This is a genomic window from Micromonospora inositola (genome assembly GCF_900090285.1).
Classification (GTDB): Bacteria; Actinomycetota; Actinomycetes; order Mycobacteriales; family Micromonosporaceae; genus Micromonospora; species Micromonospora inositola.
Genome location: NZ_LT607754.1, coordinates 3,364,635 through 3,381,200 on the forward strand (window position 1 = coordinate 3,364,635; position 16,566 = coordinate 3,381,200).

The 16,566-nt window shown below is 73.6% G+C and carries 14 protein-coding genes; 12 read left to right on the top strand and 2 right to left on the bottom strand.

Annotation, left to right across the window (positions count from 1 at the left end; all coding sequences use genetic code 11):
* The first annotated feature begins 380 nt into the window (after positions 1-380).
* From ppdK to GA0070613_RS16200, 4 genes are all read left to right on the top strand, one after another.
* Positions 381-3,089 carry a pyruvate, phosphate dikinase gene (gene ppdK, locus GA0070613_RS16185; RefSeq protein WP_089013067.1) on the top strand — a complete coding sequence of 903 codons (2,709 nt, stop codon included), beginning with the start codon at positions 381-383 and terminating at the stop codon, positions 3,087-3,089.
* A gap of 146 nt (positions 3,090-3,235) precedes the next feature.
* A complete protein-coding gene (locus GA0070613_RS16190; RefSeq protein ID WP_089013068.1) occupies positions 3,236-3,589 on the top strand; it encodes a VOC family protein in 354 nt (117 codons plus the stop codon).
* A 58-nt stretch (positions 3,590-3,647) separates the two neighbouring features.
* Entirely contained in the window at positions 3,648-4,898 is a 1,251-nt protein-coding gene (locus GA0070613_RS16195; protein ID WP_089013069.1) for a deoxyguanosinetriphosphate triphosphohydrolase, read from the top strand.
* A gap of 54 nt (positions 4,899-4,952) precedes the next feature.
* Positions 4,953-5,786 (top strand): siderophore-interacting protein, encoded by an 834-nt coding sequence (locus GA0070613_RS16200; RefSeq protein WP_089013070.1) that lies wholly within the window; start codon positions 4,953-4,955, stop codon positions 5,784-5,786.
* 13 nt (positions 5,787-5,799) lie between these two features.
* On the opposite strand, the gene GA0070613_RS16205 is transcribed toward GA0070613_RS16200, so the two are convergent.
* Both GA0070613_RS16205 and GA0070613_RS16210 read right to left on the bottom strand, forming a co-directional pair.
* Positions 5,800-7,794 carry an acyltransferase family protein gene (locus tag GA0070613_RS16205; RefSeq protein WP_089013071.1) on the bottom strand — a complete coding sequence of 665 codons (1,995 nt, stop codon included), beginning with the start codon at positions 7,792-7,794 and terminating at the stop codon, positions 5,800-5,802.
* Between the two features lie 49 nt (positions 7,795-7,843).
* Positions 7,844-8,494, bottom strand: a complete 651-nt coding sequence (locus GA0070613_RS16210) for a hypothetical protein (RefSeq protein WP_089013072.1) — start codon at positions 8,492-8,494, stop codon at positions 7,844-7,846.
* A 107-nt stretch (positions 8,495-8,601) separates the two neighbouring features.
* Here GA0070613_RS16210 and GA0070613_RS16215 point away from each other — a divergent pair, with 107 nt between their 5' ends.
* The 8 genes from GA0070613_RS16215 (at position 8,602) to GA0070613_RS16250 (ending at position 16,552) form a co-directional block, all read left to right on the top strand.
* Positions 8,602-10,239, top strand: coding sequence for a BCCT family transporter (locus GA0070613_RS16215; RefSeq protein WP_089013073.1), 1,638 nt, complete (start codon positions 8,602-8,604; stop codon positions 10,237-10,239).
* 96 nt (positions 10,240-10,335) lie between these two features.
* On the top strand, positions 10,336-11,313 hold the full coding sequence (locus GA0070613_RS16220; RefSeq protein ID WP_089013074.1) for an ABC transporter ATP-binding protein: 978 nt from the start codon (positions 10,336-10,338) through the stop codon (positions 11,311-11,313).
* On the top strand, positions 11,310-12,161 hold the full coding sequence (locus GA0070613_RS16225; protein ID WP_089015983.1) for an ABC transporter permease: 852 nt from the start codon (positions 11,310-11,312) through the stop codon (positions 12,159-12,161). Before GA0070613_RS16220 ends, GA0070613_RS16225 begins: the two co-directional genes overlap by 4 nt.
* Before the next feature lie 10 nt (positions 12,162-12,171).
* Positions 12,172-12,423 (top strand): helix-turn-helix transcriptional regulator, encoded by a 252-nt coding sequence (locus GA0070613_RS16230; protein WP_089013075.1) that lies wholly within the window; start codon positions 12,172-12,174, stop codon positions 12,421-12,423.
* An 89-nt stretch (positions 12,424-12,512) separates the two neighbouring features.
* Positions 12,513-14,405, top strand: coding sequence for a DNA primase (gene dnaG, locus GA0070613_RS16235; protein WP_089013076.1), 1,893 nt, complete (start codon positions 12,513-12,515; stop codon positions 14,403-14,405).
* Positions 14,405-14,947 (top strand): hypothetical protein, encoded by a 543-nt coding sequence (locus tag GA0070613_RS16240; protein WP_089013077.1) that lies wholly within the window; start codon positions 14,405-14,407, stop codon positions 14,945-14,947. Before dnaG ends, GA0070613_RS16240 begins: the two co-directional genes overlap by 1 nt.
* A gap of 78 nt (positions 14,948-15,025) precedes the next feature.
* Positions 15,026-15,958, top strand: a complete 933-nt coding sequence (locus GA0070613_RS16245; RefSeq protein WP_089013078.1) for an ABC transporter ATP-binding protein — start codon at positions 15,026-15,028, stop codon at positions 15,956-15,958.
* 63 nt (positions 15,959-16,021) lie between these two features.
* Positions 16,022-16,552, top strand: a complete 531-nt coding sequence (locus GA0070613_RS16250) for a hypothetical protein (RefSeq protein ID WP_157746362.1) — start codon at positions 16,022-16,024, stop codon at positions 16,550-16,552.
* Positions 16,553-16,566 lie beyond the last annotated feature (14 nt).

Below are 16,566 nucleotides of genomic sequence, written 5' to 3' on the forward strand. Positions count from 1 at the left end.
GGCCGAGCGCGGCCGCGCCGAGCGGGCCCGGGCCGGTGGCGGGGGTGGCGGAAGGGGTGGGCGGCACGGCGACGGCTCCGGGGGTGTATTCGCGAGGGATATGGCAAAAATCAGGTTCAGCAGAACCAGTGCCGTCAAGAGTACGAGGGGAGCCGGGATTGCGTGATCCTGCGCGTGGAAGCGTTCCCAGAAACCTGCACGAACGCGGAAAGTTGTGATGGCTGTGCCTATTGTCACCGAACGGTCCCAGGTCACTCGAACTTCGCTTAACCTTCGCCCACCGATCGCTGATGACGCCGGGATTACCGGCGGTCGGCCCCGGGGTATGAGGCAACTGAACCTTCGTTAAGTGTCAATTCCGGCGGGCGTGGGAGGCTCTGGTGGCAGCGCAAGATTCGGTCGATCACAAGTACGTCTACGACTTCGCCGAGGGCAACAAGGAGCTCAAGGACCTGCTCGGCGGCAAGGGTGCCAACCTGGCCGAGATGACCAACCTCGGCCTGCCGGTCCCGCCCGGCTTCACCATCACCACCGAGGCCTGCAAGGCGTACCTGGCGACCGGCCGGGAGCCGGACGGGCTGGCCGCCCAGATCGAGGCGCACCTGGAGTCCCTGGAGCGCGAGATGGGCCGCAGGCTCGGCGACCCGCAGGACCCGCTGCTGGTCTCCGTCCGCTCCGGCGCCAAGTTCTCCATGCCCGGCATGATGGAGACCGTCCTCAACGTCGGCCTCAACGACCGGAGTGTCGTCGGACTCAGCGCGCAGGCCGGCGGCAACGACCGGTTCGCCTGGGACTCCTACCGCCGGCTGATCCAGATGTTCGGCAAGACCGTCTGCGACGTGCCGGGCGAGGAGTTCGAGCACGCGCTCGAAGAGGCCAAGCGCGCCAAGGGTACGAAGAACGACCTCGACCTCGACGCCGACGACCTGCGCGGGCTGGTCGACGGGTACAAGAAGATCTTCGCCGAGCACACCGGCCGGGAGTTCCCCCAGGAGCCGCGCGAGCAGCTCGACCTGGCCATCCGCGCGGTCTTCGAGTCGTGGAACGCCGAGCGTGCGGTGGTCTACCGCCGGCAGGAGCGGATCCCGGCCGACCTCGGCACCGCGGTCAACGTGGTGTCCATGGTCTTCGGCAACCTTGGCCCCGACTCCGGCACCGGCGTCGCCTTCACCCGGGACCCGGCCAGCGGCGCGCAGGGCATCTACGGCGACTACCTGGCCAACGCCCAGGGTGAGGACGTGGTCGCCGGCATCCGCAACACGGTGCCGTTGCAGGAGCTGGAGCAGCTCGACAAGAAGTCCTACGACGAGCTGCTCGGCTTCATGGCCCGGCTGGAGGAGCACTACAAGGACCTCTGCGACATCGAGTTCACCATCGAGCGCGGCAAGCTCTGGATGCTGCAGACCCGGGTCGGCAAGCGCACCGCCGCCGCGGCCTTCGTGATCGCCGGCCAGCTCGTCGACGAGGGGCTGATCGACCCGGACGAGGCGCTGCACCGGGTCAACGGTGCGCAGCTCGCCCAACTGATGTTCCCCCGGTTCCGGCTCGACCACGAGTTCCGGCCGGTGGCCAAGGGCATCGGGGCGTCGCCGGGCGCGGCGTCGGGCAAGGTGGTCTTCACCTCCGCCCGCGCGGTCGAGCTGGCCGCCGAGGGGGAGTCGGTGATCCTGGTCCGCCGGGAGACCAACCCCGACGACCTCAACGGCATGATCGCCAGCAAGGGCATCCTCACCTCGCGCGGCGGCAAGACCAGCCACGCCGCCGTGGTGGCCCGCGGCATGGGCAAGACCTGCGTCTCCGGTGCCGACGAGCTGGACGTCAACATCCCGGCCAAGAAGTTCACCGTGGCCGGGCAGACCGTCAACGAGGGCGACATCGTCTCCATCGACGGCACCACCGGCAAGGTCTACCTCGGCGAGGTGCCGGTCATGCCGTCCGAGGTGGTGCAGTACTTCGAGGGCAGCCTCGACCCCGAGCACGTCGACAACGCGCTGGTCCGGGCCGTACACCGGATCATGACGCACGCCGACGCCAAGCGGCGGCTGGCGGTCCGGACGAACGCCGACACCGGCGCCGACGCGGCGCGGGCCCGGCGGTTCGGCGCCGAGGGCATCGGGCTGTGCCGCACCGAGCACATGTTCCTCGGCGACCGCCGGGAGCTGGTCGAGCGGCTGATCCTGGCCCGCACCGACGACGAGCGGCAGTCCGCGCTGGCCGCCCTGCTGCCGTTGCAGCGGGAGGACTTCGTGGAGATCTTCCGCGAGATGGACGGGCTGCCGGTCACCGTCCGGCTGATCGACCCGCCGCTGCACGAGTTCCTGCCCCCGCTGGAGCAGCTCGCCGTCAACGTCGCGGTCGCCCAGGAGCGTGGCGAGGACGTGGCCAAGGAGGAGGCGCTGCTCGCCGCCGTCCGGCGGATGCACGAGGAGAACCCGATGCTCGGCCTGCGCGGCGTACGGCTGGGCCTGGTCATCCCCGGTCTCTTCGCCATGCAGGTCCGGGCGATCGCGGAGGCCGCGGTCGCGGTCACCCGCGACGGCGCGGTGGCCAAGCCGGAGATCATGGTCCCGCTGGTCGGCGCCGTCCAGGAGCTGGAGACGGTACGTGCCGAGGCGGAGAAGATCATCGCCGAGGTGGTCGCGGACAGCGGCGTCGAGGTGCTGATCGGCACCATGATCGAGGTGCCCCGGGCGGCGCTGACCGCCGGGGAGATCGCCGAGGCGGCGCAGTTCTTCTCCTTCGGCACCAACGACCTGACCCAGATGGCCTGGGGCTTCTCCCGCGACGACGTCGAGGGCGCGTTCTTCTGGCGCTACCTGGAGCTGGGCATCTTCGGCATCTCGCCGTTCGAGTCCATCGACCGGGATGGCGTTGGCCGGCTGGTCCGGATCGCCGCCGAGGAGGGCCGGGCGGCCCGGCCCGAGCTGAAGCTCGGCGTCTGCGGCGAGCACGGCGGTGATCCCGACTCGGTGCACTTCTTCCACGAGGTCGGGCTGGACTACGTCTCCTGCTCGCCGTTCCGGGTCCCGGTGGCCCGCCTGGAAGCCGGCCGCGCGGTGGTGGAGACCGACGGCTCCGACTCCCGCTGATCGGAGTCGGACACGGGGTCGCCGGCGCGCCGGCCGGCGGCCCCGTCTCCGTCTCCGGCTCGTCGCGGCGCGTCGCCCGGCGCGCCGATCGACCCGCTCGGGCGTAACCTGGGCGCACTGTTCGATCAACCGGGAAGGGTGGCCGCATGACCAGCGTCTGGGAGAGCCTGACCGTCGACGCCCAGGACCCGTCCAGGCTCGCCCACTGGTGGGCCGAGGCGCTCGGCTACCAGGTGATCACCGAGAAGCCGGACGAGGTGGAGATCCGCAAGGCGCCGGACCAGGCCCCCGGCATCGTCTTCGTCCCGGTCACCGAGCCCAAGACGACCAAGAACCGACTGCACATCGACCTGCGCCCGGCGGACCAGGAGGCCGAGGTCGAACGGCTGGTCGACATGGGCGCCCGGCACGTCGACATCGGCCAGGGCGGGGTCGAGTGGACGGTGCTGTCCGACCCGGAGGGCAACGAGTTCTGCGTGCTTCGTGAGCGCGAGGAGTGAGCCGGGTTTGCGAGCCCCGCAGTCGCGAGCAGAGGCGGTGCGGCAGCGGGGATAGCGGTTGAGCGGCCGGTGGGACGACACGGCGCGCCTGATCGACGAGGCGCCCAAGGACACCGGGTACGGGCGGTCGCCGTACGAGCGGGATCGGGCGCGGGTGCTGCACTCGGCGGCGTTCCGCCGGCTGGCGACGAAGACCCAGGTGCACACGGCCGGGACCGACGACTTCCTGCGTACCCGGCTGACCCACTCGCTGGAGGTGGCGCAGATCGCCCGCGAGATGGGGGCGCGGCTGGGCTGCGACCCGGACGTGGTGGACACCGCCGGGCTGGCGCACGACCTCGGCCACCCACCGTTCGGGCACAACGGCGAGGACGCGCTCGATGAGCTGGCCGCTGACTGCGGCGGCTTCGAGGGCAACGCGCAGACGCTGCGGGTGCTCACCCGGCTGGAGGCGAAGGTCCTCGCCCCGGACGGCCGCTCCGTCGGGCTCAACCTCACCCGGGCGTCGCTCGACGCGGTCGGCAAGTACCCGTGGCCGCGCCGCCCCGGGCAGCGCAAGTTCGGCGTGTACGCCGACGACCGCCCGGTCTTCGACTGGCTGCGCGCCGGCGCCCCGCCCGGCGGCCGGCGCTGCCTGGAGGCGCAGGTCATGGACTGGGCCGACGACGTGGCGTACTCGGTGCACGACGTGGAGGACGGCATCCACGGCGGGTACGTGAGCCTGCGCCCGCTGCTGGAGGACGCCGACGAGCGGCGGGCGCTCTGCGCCGACGTGGCGGCCGCGTACTCGGGGGAGTCCCCGGACGACCTCGGTGAGGTGCTGGTCGAGCTGGTGGCCGAGCCGGCGCTCGCCCCGCTCGCCGCGTACGACGGCAGCCACCGGGCGCAGGCGGCGTTGAAGGCGACCACGAGCGTGCTCACCGGCCGGTTCGTCTCGACCGTGGTGGCCGCCACCCAGGAGCGCTTCGGCCCCGGCCCGCACCGCCGGTACGCCGCCGACCTGGTGGTGCCCCGCCGCATCCGGGCGCAGTGCGCGCTGCTCAAGGGCATCGCGCTGCGCTACGTGATGCGGCGCCCGGCCGCCGGCCCCCGGTACGCCAGCCAGCGGGAGATCCTCGCCGAGCTGGTCGCCGCCCTGATCGACCGCGCCCCGGACGGGTTGGACCCGGTCTTCGCCCTGCTGTGGCGGGACGCCCCGGACGACGCCGCCCGGCTGCGGGTGGTGATCGACCAGGTCGCCTCCCTCACCGACCCGGCGGCGCTGGCCTGGCACGGCCGCCTGGTGGGCGCGCGGCCCGGCCTCGGCTGAGCGGGTTCCGACCAGCAGTGGGTGGCCGGCACAGCTTAGGCTAGCCTAAGCAGCATGAGCGAGCGCCCGAAGAAGGTCACCGCCGCGAAGGTCCTGCGGACCGAGCGGCCCACCCCGCACCTGATCCGGCTGGTGCTGGGCGGTGCGGAGCTGACCGGCCTGCCGGTGGGCGCGTACACCGACCACTACATCAAGTTCGTCTTCCCGCCGGCCGGGATGAGCTACCCGCACCCGGTGGACCTGGCCGCCCTCAAGCGGGACCTGCCCCGCGAGCAGTGGCCGCGGCTGCGGGCGTACACGGTCCGGGCCTGGGACGCGGCCGCCGCCGAGCTGACCGTCGACGTGGTGCACCACGGCGACGAGGGGCTGGCCGGCCCTTGGGCCGCCGCCCTGTGCCCCGGCGACGAGGTGCTGTTCACCGGCCCTGGCGGCGCGTACGCCCCCAGCCCGGCCGCCGACTGGCACCTGCTGGCCGGCGACGAGAGCGCCCTGCCGGCGATCGCCGCCGCGCTGGAGCGGCTGCCCGTCGGCGCCGCCGCCAAGGTCTTCGTCGAGGTCGACGGCCCGGCCGACGAGCTGCCGCTGGCCAGCCCCGCCGCGGTGGAGCTGACCTGGTTGCACCGGTCCGGTCGCCCGGTCGGCGCGGCGCTGGTGGCGGCGGTGACCGCCCTGGAGTTCCCGCCCGGCGCGGTGCACGCCTTCGTCCACGGTGAGGCCGGATACGTCAAGGAGCTGCGCCGGCTGCTGCGGGTCGAGCGCGGGGTGCCCCGGGAGGCGCTCTCCATCTCCGGCTACTGGCGGCTCGGCATGGACGACGAGGGCTGGCGCTCGACGAAGGCCGGCTGGAACGCCCAGGTCGAGGCGGAAGAGGTGGCGGCCGTCGCCTGAGCGGCGGCCCCGGTCACCCGCCCCGTACGGCGATCCGGTAGAGCTGGGGCAGCAGCCACGGGGCGATCCACTCCTGCACCCCCTCCGGGGTGAAGTGCAGGCCGTCGCTGCGGACCCGCACCCCGCCGGCCTCCCAGGTGAACCGCCCGTCCGGGCAGACCCGCCGGTTCAGGTCGAGCACCGTCGCGCCGTGCCGCTCGGCGGCCGCCCGCAGCAGCCGGTTCCAGGCGTCCAGCCGGTCGGCGCCGTCCTCCGGCCACAGCCCGCCGTCCGGCCGCTCCGCCCGGTGGGTGTACGGCGCGGTCAGCAGCGTGACGTGGGCACCCCGTTCGGCCGCGATGCCGATGGCCCGGTCCAGCTCCCCGGTCAGGTACCGGTCGAACGCCGGGTCGCCGACGTGCTGCCAGCGCCCGTCCAGCCTGCGGTCCATCAGCTCCCAGCGGTCCAGCAGAATCACCGCCACGTCCGGGTCGTCGGCGCCTACGCCCCGCCGCCAGCGCTCGTCCCAGTGCTCGCAGCCCGGGTAGTTGGGATGCGGTTCCCCGAGGTAGCGCAGCTCCGGCAGGCGGGCGATGCCGCAGCCCTGCACGGCGCGCACGCTCACGGTCAGCTTCTCCTGCGGCGGCAGGTAGGTGCCGAGCGACCAGGCGACCGAGTCGCCCAGGAAGTCGATCCGCGGCGCCCCGGGCTTGCGGCCGGGCCGGCGGGCCGGTGGGGCCGAGGCGGGGGACTCCGGCGCGCCGCCGGCCGCCGCGGCCGGGGCGTCCAGCGCGATCGGTGGGCGGGACCGCGGGGCCGGCGGCACCGTGCCGAACACGGCGACCGCGGCCACCCCGGCGACCGCCGCGCCCGCCACCGCCGGCGCCGGGCGGGGCAGCCGTCGGGCCCGCCGGATCGGCCGCTCCACCAGCAGGTACGACCCGGTCGCGGCGGCCAGCGTGACCGCGCACCGGACGGCCAGCAGCGCGACCCCGGTCAGCCCGGTGCGCTCCCCGGTGAGCCACTGGAACAGCGGCCAGTGCCAGAGGTACACGCCGTAGGAGATCCGGCCGAGCCGGACCAGCGGGGGCAGCGCGAGCAGCCGGGCGGTCGGCGCGGTCGGGCTCACCGTGGCGTGCGCGATGACGGCCGCCACGGCCAGGGCCGCCAGGGTGAGGCCGCCCCGGTAGACCCAGCCGTCCCCGCCGTCGGCGGTGGCCCAGAGCCAGCCGGTCCCCACGGCCCCGGCCAGGGCGAGCCCGCCGAGCACCGGGTGCCGCACCCGCGCCGGCGTGCCGGCCGGTGTCGTCCTCCTGGACAGCGACACGGCCAGCCCGGCGCCGACCAGCAGGGCCACCGCCCGGGTGTCGGTGCCGTAGTAGACCCGGTCCACCGCGCCGGGCGCGAAGAGTGCCGCCGCGGCGAGCGCCGAACCGGCCGCGCCGAGCAGGGTCACCGTGCGGAGCCCGCCGAGTCCCGGCGGGGACGGCGGCGCGCCTGCCCCACGTCGTCGGGCGCGGGGCGCCGTCCACGCCAGCAGCGTCACCAGCAGCAGCGGCCAGACCAGGTAGAACTGCTCCTCGATGCCGAGCGACCAGGTGTGCTGCAACGGCGACGGGCTGCCGGTGGCGGCGAAGTAGTCCCCGGAGCGGTGCGCCATCCGCCAGTTCGCCAGGTAGCCGAGCGCGGCCAGCGCGTCCCAGCGCAGCGCGGGCAGCTCGGTGCCGGGCAGCAGCCGGCGGGAGACCAGCAGGACGACGAGGAGCACCAGGAGCAGCGCCGGGAGGAGCCGGCGGATGCGCCGGCCCCAGAAGGCCGTCAGGTCGATCCGCCCGGTGTCCCGGTGCTCGGCGAGCAGCAGCGAGGTGATCAGGAACCCGGAGAGGACGAAGAACGCGTCCACGCCGAGGAATCCGCCGGGGAGCGCCGCCACCCCGCCGTGGAAGGCGAGCACCGCGGCCACCGCCAACGCCCGGACGCCGTCCAGCGCCGGCTGGTACGCGATCCGGGGTCCGCCTGCACCCGACATGCGCCGGTTGTCCCCGTCGCCGCCGGGTCTACACCCGGCCGCGCCGGTGTCACCCGGTGGTGGAGGCGAGACAGCGGTCGGCCAGGACGGTGCCGACCCGGTCGGCGGAGCGGGCGATGCGGCGGCGGATGACCCGCAGGTGCGCCGCGACCGCGCCGGGGACCACCAGGGCCGCCACGGTGACCGCCAGCCAGGGCGGGCCGGCGGCCAGCACCGCCAGGGCGGCGGCCAGGCCCAGCAGCACGCTGTTGAGCAGGGCGATCATGCCGGCCTGGCTGACCAGGTCGCGGAACCAGTGCCGCCGGAACGGCTCCGGCGCGAAGGGGCCATGGTCGTCCAGCGTCGGCATCATCACGTACGCCGTCAGGTCGGGCGCCCGCCGGGCCAGGTAGGTGCGCAGCACGGTGGCCGCCACGGCGTACCGGCGGCCCCGGTCGTTCAGCTCGACCTGGCGGGCGAAGACCGAGATCCCGAGGAGCAGGACCAGCACCCCGACGCCGGCCAGGACGGCGGGCCGCGCCCGGCCGTCCGGGCTGCCGGTGGTGATCAGCCCCGCGGAGACGGCGGTGGCGGCGGAGGCCACCGCGAGGAAGAAGGTGAACCGGGCCGCCGACTGGTCGTGCACCGCGCGGCTCAGCTCCCGCAGGTGCTCGTACTCGGCGAGGGCGATGGTCAGCGGTACGTCCGTGTCCTGGGCCATCCGGCGTTCCTCCTCGCGGTCGCGGCCCCCACCGTAGCCAAGATCCGCAAGGGTGGAGATGCACGGTATCGGCCCGGCGGGAACCGTCGTCCGATCAGGATTGGGCCATGGCGGAGCAGGCGGGGGAGAGTGCGGCCGGTGCGGGGCGTACCGACCAGGTGGTCCTGTGGCTGGGCGTCGTCGGGGTGCTGGCGGTGGTCGGCTGGGGCCTGTTCGGCGGCACGTCCCTCGCCGGGTTCGGCAAGTCCGGGCTGGCCTGGGTGATCAACACGTTCGGCTGGTTCTTCGTGGTGGCCGCGGACGCCTTCCTGGTCCTCTCCGTGGTGCTCGGGGCGTCCCGGTTCGGCCGGATCCGGCTCGGCGCGGACGACGACGAGCCGGAGTTCAGCACGCTCGCCTGGGTGTCGATGATGTTCAGCACCGGCATGGGGATCGGCCTGGTCTTCTACGCGGTCGCCGAACCGATCCAGCACTACGCGTCGCCGCCGCCGGCCGCCGGGGTGCAGCCGCAGAGCGCCGAGGCCGCCTCGGTGGCCATGCAGTACACGCTCTTCCACTGGACGCTGCACCCCTGGGGGATCTATGCGATCGCCGCGCTGGCGCTGGCGTACTCGACGTTCCGCAAGGGGCGCGGCAGCCGGATCTCGGCCGCCTTCGAGCCGCTGCTCGGCGCGCGGGCGTACGGTCCGGTCGGGCGGGCCATCGACCTGCTCGCGGTCTTCGCCACCGTGTTCGGCTCGGCGACCAGCCTGGGGCTCGGCGCGCTCCAGGTGACCGCCGGCCTCGACTCCGCCACCGGGGTGCCGGACAGCGTCGCCGTCGAACTGGTGGTGATCGCGGCGCTCACCGCCGCCTTCGTGGTCTCCGCGTTCACCGGGCTGCACAAGGGGATCAAGTGGCTGTCGACCAGCAACGCGGTGCTGGCCGCCGGGCTGATGGCCTTCGTCTTCGTGGCCGGCCCGACGATCTACACGCTGGAGGTGCTGCCGGCCTCGGTCGGCGACTACCTCAGTCACCTGGTGGTCATGTCGACCCGGACCGGCGCGTTCAGCGATCCGGCCTGGCTGGGCTCGTGGACGATCTTCTACTGGGCGTGGTGGATCTCCTGGGCGCCGTTCGTCGGCATCTTCATCGCCCGGATCTCGCGGGGGCGTACGGTCCGGGAGTTCGTCACCGGGGTACTGCTGGTGCCGAGCGGGGCGAGCATCATCTGGTTCGCGATCATGGGCGGCACCGCCCTGCGGGTGCAGCGGACCGGCACCCGGGACCTGGTCGCCGACGTCGGGGCGAGCGCCGAGAACGCCCTGTTCGGGCTCCTGCACGCGCTGCCGCTGGCGACGGTCACCACGGTGCTGGCGGCGGTGCTGGTGGCGCTCTTCTTCATCACCGGCGCGGACTCGGCCGCGCTGGTGCTCGGCTCGCTGAGCTCCCGGGGCGCGCTGCGGCCGCACCGGGGCGTGGTGGTGCTCTGGGGCGTACTGATCGGCGCGGTGGCGGCGGCGCTGCTGCTCGCCGGCGGCCTGGCCGCGCTGCAGCAGGCCACCATCCTGGTCGCGCTGCCCTTCGTGGTGGTGATGCTCGCCCTGGCGGTCGCCCTCGTCCGGGAGATGGCCACCGACCCGGCGGTGCAGCCGCGGGCCCGGCCGCGCCGCTCCGGACTGGCCGCGGCGGTGCGCGCCGCCCGGTCATACGAGGAGGAGGAACCGCCGCCGGTGACCCGCTGGTTCCATCGTCCCCGGGGCTGAACCGCAGCCCGATTCCCGACGAAGTCGGTCTACCTCGAAATGTAGTAGGAGTGCTACATTTCGCGGTACTGATCCGACACACCCGGGGGAGCGGTCATGACCGCGGTTCAACTACCGGGAGTCGACGCGACTCCCCACCCGCCTGACGAGGGCCTGGTCCTCGACGTCCGCGACCTGCGCATGCGGTACGGCACCGTCGACGTGCTGCACGGGGTCGACTTCACCGCCCGGCGCGGCGAGGTGCTCGCCCTGCTCGGGCCCAACGGCGCCGGCAAGACCACCACGATCGAGATCCTGGAGGGCTTCCGGATGCGCTCGGCCGGGGAGGTCCGGGTCCTCGGCGTCGACCCCGGCCGGGGCGACGAGCGCTGGCGCGCCCGGATGGGCGTGGTGCTCCAGTCCTGGCGGGATCACGGCAAGTGGCGGGTCCGGGACGTGCTGACCCACCTGGGCGCCTTCTACGCCCCGTACGACACCGACCGGATACGCCGGCCCTGGCCGGTCGACGACCTGCTGGACGCCGTGGGCCTCGCCCCCCAGGCGGGCAAGCGGGTGCACCAGCTCTCCGGCGGCCAGCGCCGCCGGCTCGATGTGGCGGTCGGCATCGTGGGCCGCCCGGAGCTGCTCTTCCTGGACGAGCCGACGGTCGGCTTCGACCCGGCCGCCCGGCGCGAGTTCCACGAGCTGGTGCACCGTCTCGCCGACCTGGACGAGACCACCATCCTGCTCACCACGCACGACCTGGACGAGGCGGAGAAGCTGGCCGACCGGATCCTCATTCTGGCCGGCGGCCGGATCGTCGCCGACGGCTCGCCGGACGAGCTGTCCCGTCGGGTCGCGGGGGACGCGGAGATCCGCTGGACCCGGGACGGGGAGCGTTTCGTGCACTCCGCCGCCGACGCCACCGGCTTCGTCCGCGACCTGCTCCGCCAGTACGGCGACGCCGTGCAGGAGCTGGAGGTCCGCCGGGCGAGCCTGGAGGACGCGTACATGGCACTGGTCTACGAAGAGGAATCCGGGGTGCGGGCCGGCACGGCGACCCGGGTGTGGCGGCAGGGGAGCAGCGACCGATGAACCCGACCGTGGCGGCCGTCCGGGCCGGCGTCCAGCGCGGCGTGATCGAGCTGCGTAACTCCTTCACCAACGCTCAGGACCTGTGGAACTACTTCTTCCCGACCGCGGCCCTGCTGACCGCCATGTTCTTCATGCGCGGTTCCACGGTGCCCGGCACCTCCTTCTCCCTCGGGGCCCGAACGCTGCCCAGCGCCCTCGGCATGGGGCTGGCCTTCGGCGGCATGCTGGTCCTCGCCTCGCAGCTGGTCATCGAGCGGGAGGACGGCACCCTGCTGCGCGCCAAGGCCACCCCGAACGGGATGCTCGGCTACCTGGTCGGCAAGATCATCCTGATGTCGACGGTGGCGCTGGTGAGCATGTCCGTCCAGCTCGTCCCGGCGCTGTTCTTCCTGGACGGGCTCCGGGTGACCAGCGCGTCCGCCTGGTTCACCCTGCTCTGGGTGGCGGTGCTCGGCCTGGTCGCCACCCTGCCGATGGGCGCGGTCCTCGGCGCGCTGATCGAGAACCCGCGCAACCTCGGGCTGGTCATGCTGCCGAACATGGGGCTGATCGCCCTCTCCGGCATCTTCTACCCGATCAACGGCTACCCGGGGTGGCTGCAGGGCGTCGCCCAGGTCTTCCCGATCTACTGGCTAGGGTTGGGGATGCGTTCGGCGCTGCTGCCCGACGGCATGGCCGCGGTCGAGCTCGACGGCTCCTGGCGGCACCTGGAGACGCTCGGCGTGCTCGGCGCGTGGGCGGTGCTCGGGCTCGTGCTGGCGCCGGTCGTGCTGCGCCGGATGGCCCGCCGGGAATCCGGCTCGCGGGTGGCCGCCCGCCGGGAGCGGGCCATGCAGCGGGTCGGATGAGAGGGCGTCAATGAGCGAGACCGTGCACAACCGGATCGCGGTGCTGCGCGCCGAGCGGGGCATCTCCCGCCGGCAGCTCGCCGACGCGCTGGGCGTGCACTACCAGACGGTCGGCTACCTGGAGCGGGGTGAGTTCCGGCCCAGCCTGCACCTGGCGCTGCGGATCGCCGCGTTCTTCGAGGTGCCGGTCGAGGTGGTCTTCTCCATCGAGCCGTTCCCCCGGATCGGCGACGTGACCAGCGGCGCGGGCCGCTCCGCCTGACCGCGCGGCCCGCCGGTCCGGCGGGCCGCGGCGTCCTTCGCCACACGGGGCGTCCCCCAACCACCGGATCGTCGGTCCGGCAGGGCAGGATGTACGCCGAGGAGGTGGCGGAGATGGCGGGGCGGATCCGGGACGAGGACATCGCGCTGGTCCGCGAGCGCACCTCCATCGCCGAGGTCATCTCCGACACGGTCACGCTGAAGTCGGCCGGCGGCGGCAACCTCAAGGGCCTCTGCCCGTTCCACGACGAGAAGAGCCCGTCGTTCAACGTCTCGCCCGCCCGCAACGTCTGGTACTGCTTCGGCTGCGGGGCCGGCGGGGACGCGATCAAGTTCCTGATGGACGCGGAGCACCTCAGCTTCGTCGAGTCCGTCGAGCGGCTCGCCGCCCGCGCCGGCATCCAACTGCGGTACGTGGAGGAGGACCGGTCCGCCCCGCGCAGCCGGCCCCAGCAGGGGCAGCGGCAGCGGCTGGTCGGCGCGCACGCGGCCGCGGTGGAGTTCTACCGCGCCCAGCTCACCACGGCCGGCGCCCGCCCGGCCCGGGAGTTCCTGGCCCAGCGGGGCTTCGACCGGGCCGCCGCCGACCGGTACGGCTGCGGCTTCGCCCCCGAGGGCTGGGACCTGCTCACCAGGCACCTGCGCCAGCAGGGCTTCACCCACGACGAGCTGGTCACCGCCGGGCTGTCCCGACCGGCCCGGTCGGGCTCCCTGATCGACCGGTTCCGCCGCCGGCTGCTCTGGCCGATCCGCGACCTCACCGGCGACGTCATCGGGTTCGGCGCCCGCAAGCTCTTCGACGACGACGACGGCCCGAAATACCTGAACACCCCCGAGACGCCGATCTACAAGAAGTCGCACGTGCTCTACGGCATCGACCAGGCCAAGCGGGAGATCGCCAAGCAGGGCAAGGTGGTCGTCGTCGAGGGCTACACCGACGTGATGGCCTGCCATCTGGCCGGGGTGACCACCGCCGTGGCGACCTGTGGCACCGCGTTCGGCTCGGACCACATCGGGGTGCTGCGCCGCCTGCTGCTGGATACCGACGCGGTGGCCGGCGAGATCATCTTCACCTTCGACGGGGACGCCGCCGGCCAGAAGGCCGCGCTGCGCGCGTTCGAGGACGACCAGCGCTTCGTCGGGCGCACCTTCATCGCGGTCAGCCCGGACAACATGGACCCGTGCGAGCTGCGCCTGGCCAAGGGCGACCTGGCGGTCCGCGACCTGGTGGCCCGCCGCGAGCCGCTGGTCGACTTCGCGCTGCGCCACATGATCAACCGGTACGACCTGGACACCGTCGACGGGCGGGTGGAGGCGATGCGCCGGGCCGCCCCGCTGGTCGCCAAGATCAAGGACCGGGAGAAGCGCCCGGAGTACGTCCGCAAGCTCGCCGGTGACCTCGGCATGGAGATCGAGCCGGTGCAGCGGGCGGTGCTGGTCGCCGGCAACGGCCACCCGACCGGCGAGCGGCCCGCCTCGGCCCGGCCCGCCCCGGCCGCCCCCGCCGTGGACAGTCCGCAGTCGATGGTCGAGCGGGAGGCGCTCAAGCTCGCCGTCCAGGAGCCGGTGCTGGCCGGACCGATGTTCGACGCGGTCGAGGCCTCCGAATACCGCCACCCCGTCCACGTGGCGGTGCGGGCGGCCATCGCCTCGGCCGGCGGCGCGGCGGCGGCCACGGGCGGCGCGGTCTGGATCGAGCAGGTCCGCGACGCCTGCGAGGACCTGGCCGCGAGCGCGCTCGTCGGCGAGCTGGCCGTCGAGCCGCTGCGCATCGACGGCGAGCCCGACCCGCGCTACGTCTCGATCACCATGGCCCGCCTCCAGTGGGGTTCGGTGACCGCGCGGATCAAGGACCTCAAGTCCAAGGTCCAACGGATCAACCCGGTCAGCAACAAGGACGAGTACTTCGCGCTCTTCGGCGAACTGCTCTCGCTGGAGCAGCACGCGCGGGCGCTGCGCGAGCAGGCCGCCGGAGGACTGTGATGGGACTGTTCAACCGGAAACCGAAGCTGCCCCCCGCCGACCGCCCGCCGCTGGCGCCCGACGAACGGGTGCTCGCCTGGGCCGCGGCCGGCAACGGCGAGGGCGACGGCGACGGCGTGCTGGTCGCCAGCAACCTCGGCCTCTGGCTGCCCGGCCGGGGGCACCGGCTGGGCTGGCACGACATCCTCAAGGCGATCTGGTCGGGGCGGGAGCTGACCGTCACGCCGGCGGAGCGGGTCGCCGAACGGGACGGCTACCTGGTGGTGGCCGACTGCCCGGCCGAGACGTACCTGCTGCTCGACCCCGGGGAGCTGCCGCACCAGGTGCGGGCGCGGGTCACCCGCTCGGTGGCGTACACCGCGCACCACGAGGTGCCCGGCGGCGCCGGGCGGGTCGCCGCCCGCCGGGTGGCCGGCGTGGACGGGCTGACCTGGACGGTCCGCTACGACCCGGGCACCCCGACCGGGGACGACGAGGTGGCCGCCGAGACCGACCGGCTGGTCGCCGCCGCGCGCGCCGCGACCGCCCCGGCCGACGTCTGACGCCCAGCCGCTCCGGTAGTCCACTAGCAATTGGATTAACCGGTCGATGATGTCGGACCCGGCCGCTAGGGTCGGCCGGTGACCACTGCTCAACCACTCATCCAGGCTCGGGGGCTGGTGAAGCGGTTCGGCGACTTCACCGCCGTCGACGGCATCGACGTCGAGGTGCGACCCGGTGAGGCGTTCGGCTTTCTCGGGCCGAACGGCGCCGGCAAGTCCTCCACCATGCGCATGGTCGGCTGCATCTCCCCGCCGAGCGGCGGCGAGCTGCGCATCCTCGGCATGGACCCGGTCCGCGACGGCCCGGCGATCCGGGCCCGGCTGGGCGTCTGCCCCCAGCTGGACAACCTCGACCCGGAGCTGACCGTCCGGGAGAACCTCACCACCTACGCCCGCTACTTCGGCATTCCCCGCCGGGTGGCCCGCGGGCGCGCGGCCGAGCTGCTCGACTTCGTCCAGCTCGCCGAGCGCGCCGACAGCAAGGTCGAGCCGCTCTCCGGCGGCATGAAGCGCCGGCTGACCATCGCCCGCGCGCTGGTCAACAACCCGGAGATCGTCCTGCTCGACGAACCCACCACCGGGCTCGACCCGCAGGCCCGGCACCTGGTCTGGGAGCGGCTGTTCCGGCTCAAGCAGCAGGGCGTCACCCTGGTGCTCACCACCCACTACATGGACGAGGCCGAGCAGCTCTGCGACCGCCTCGTGGTGATGGACGGCGGTCGGATCGTCGCGGAGGGCTCGCCCCGGGCCCTGATCGAGGAGCACTCCACCCGGGAGGTGGTGGAGCTGCGCTTCGCCGCCGACTCGCAGGAGGCGTTCGCCGGCAAGCTCGACGGGCTGGGGGAGCGGGTCGAGGTGCTGCCCGACCGGATCCTGCTCTACGTCGCCGACGGCGACGCGGCGGTCGCCGAGGTCACCGCGCTCGGCCTCGTCCCCGCCAGCGTCCTGGTCCGGCGCAGCAGCCTGGAGGACGTGTTCCTGCATCTCACCGGCCGGACGCTGGTGGACTGACGACCTGCGGGCCGGCCTGCCGCGGCCCCACGTAGCATCGGCGGGTGACGGGGGAGGTCCACAATGGAAAGTCAAGCGCGTCGCCAGGCCGGGTTGACGGCACTCTACCTGGGTGTCTTTGCCACGATCTGGTTCAGCGTGCCGGCGGCGGATCCGCCGCTACGCACCCTGCTCGTGGCGGGCAGCGGTGCGGCCCTGCTCACCGCGCTGGTCGGCGCGGCCATGCTGATCCGGGCCGGCCGGCCGGCGGTCCGCAACCCGGCCACCGACCGCCGGTACGGGATCATCGTGCTGGTCGAGCTCGCCGTCGGTGCGCTCGGTGCGCTGGCGCTGGCTGCGGCCGGCCGGACCGAGCTCATCCCGGTGCTGGTCTGCGCCGTGGTCGGCGTGCACTTCTTCCCCCTGGCCCCCGTGTTGCGCGACCGGTTGCTGGTCCCGCTCGGGGTGACGCTCTCCCTGGTCGCGCTGGCCGGGCTGGTCGTGGGGCTCGCCTCCTCCGTCTCTGCGGGCCTGGTCGTCGGCTGCGGCGCCGGCCTGCTGCTCTGGGGCTACGCGCTGCTGGCGCTGGTCAGAGGAGCCCGCGCGGCGGGGTGATCCTGCACTACGCC

Excerpts from the sequence above, each read along its gene's own strand:
- GA0070613_RS16240 (WP_089013077.1), top strand. The coding sequence starts at position 14,405 with ATGGGACTGTTCAACCGGAAACCGAAGCTGCCCCCCGCCGACCGCCCG.
- GA0070613_RS16230 (WP_089013075.1), top strand. The coding sequence starts at position 12,172 with ATGAGCGAGACCGTGCACAACCGGATCGCGGTGCTGCGCGCCGAGCGG.
- GA0070613_RS16210 (WP_089013072.1), bottom strand. The coding sequence starts at position 8,494 with ATGGCCCAGGACACGGACGTACCGCTGACCATCGCCCTCGCCGAGTAC.
- GA0070613_RS16190 (WP_089013068.1), top strand. The coding sequence starts at position 3,236 with ATGACCAGCGTCTGGGAGAGCCTGACCGTCGACGCCCAGGACCCGTCC.
- GA0070613_RS16220 (WP_089013074.1), top strand. The coding sequence starts at position 10,336 with ATGACCGCGGTTCAACTACCGGGAGTCGACGCGACTCCCCACCCGCCT.
- dnaG (WP_089013076.1), top strand. The coding sequence starts at position 12,513 with ATGTACGCCGAGGAGGTGGCGGAGATGGCGGGGCGGATCCGGGACGAG.
- GA0070613_RS16205 (WP_089013071.1), bottom strand. The coding sequence starts at position 7,794 with ATGTCGGGTGCAGGCGGACCCCGGATCGCGTACCAGCCGGCGCTGGAC.
- GA0070613_RS16200 (WP_089013070.1), top strand. The coding sequence starts at position 4,953 with ATGAGCGAGCGCCCGAAGAAGGTCACCGCCGCGAAGGTCCTGCGGACC.
- GA0070613_RS16250 (WP_157746362.1), top strand. The coding sequence starts at position 16,022 with ATGGAAAGTCAAGCGCGTCGCCAGGCCGGGTTGACGGCACTCTACCTG.
- GA0070613_RS16225 (WP_089015983.1), top strand. The coding sequence starts at position 11,310 with ATGAACCCGACCGTGGCGGCCGTCCGGGCCGGCGTCCAGCGCGGCGTG.
- GA0070613_RS16215 (WP_089013073.1), top strand. The coding sequence starts at position 8,602 with ATGGCGGAGCAGGCGGGGGAGAGTGCGGCCGGTGCGGGGCGTACCGAC.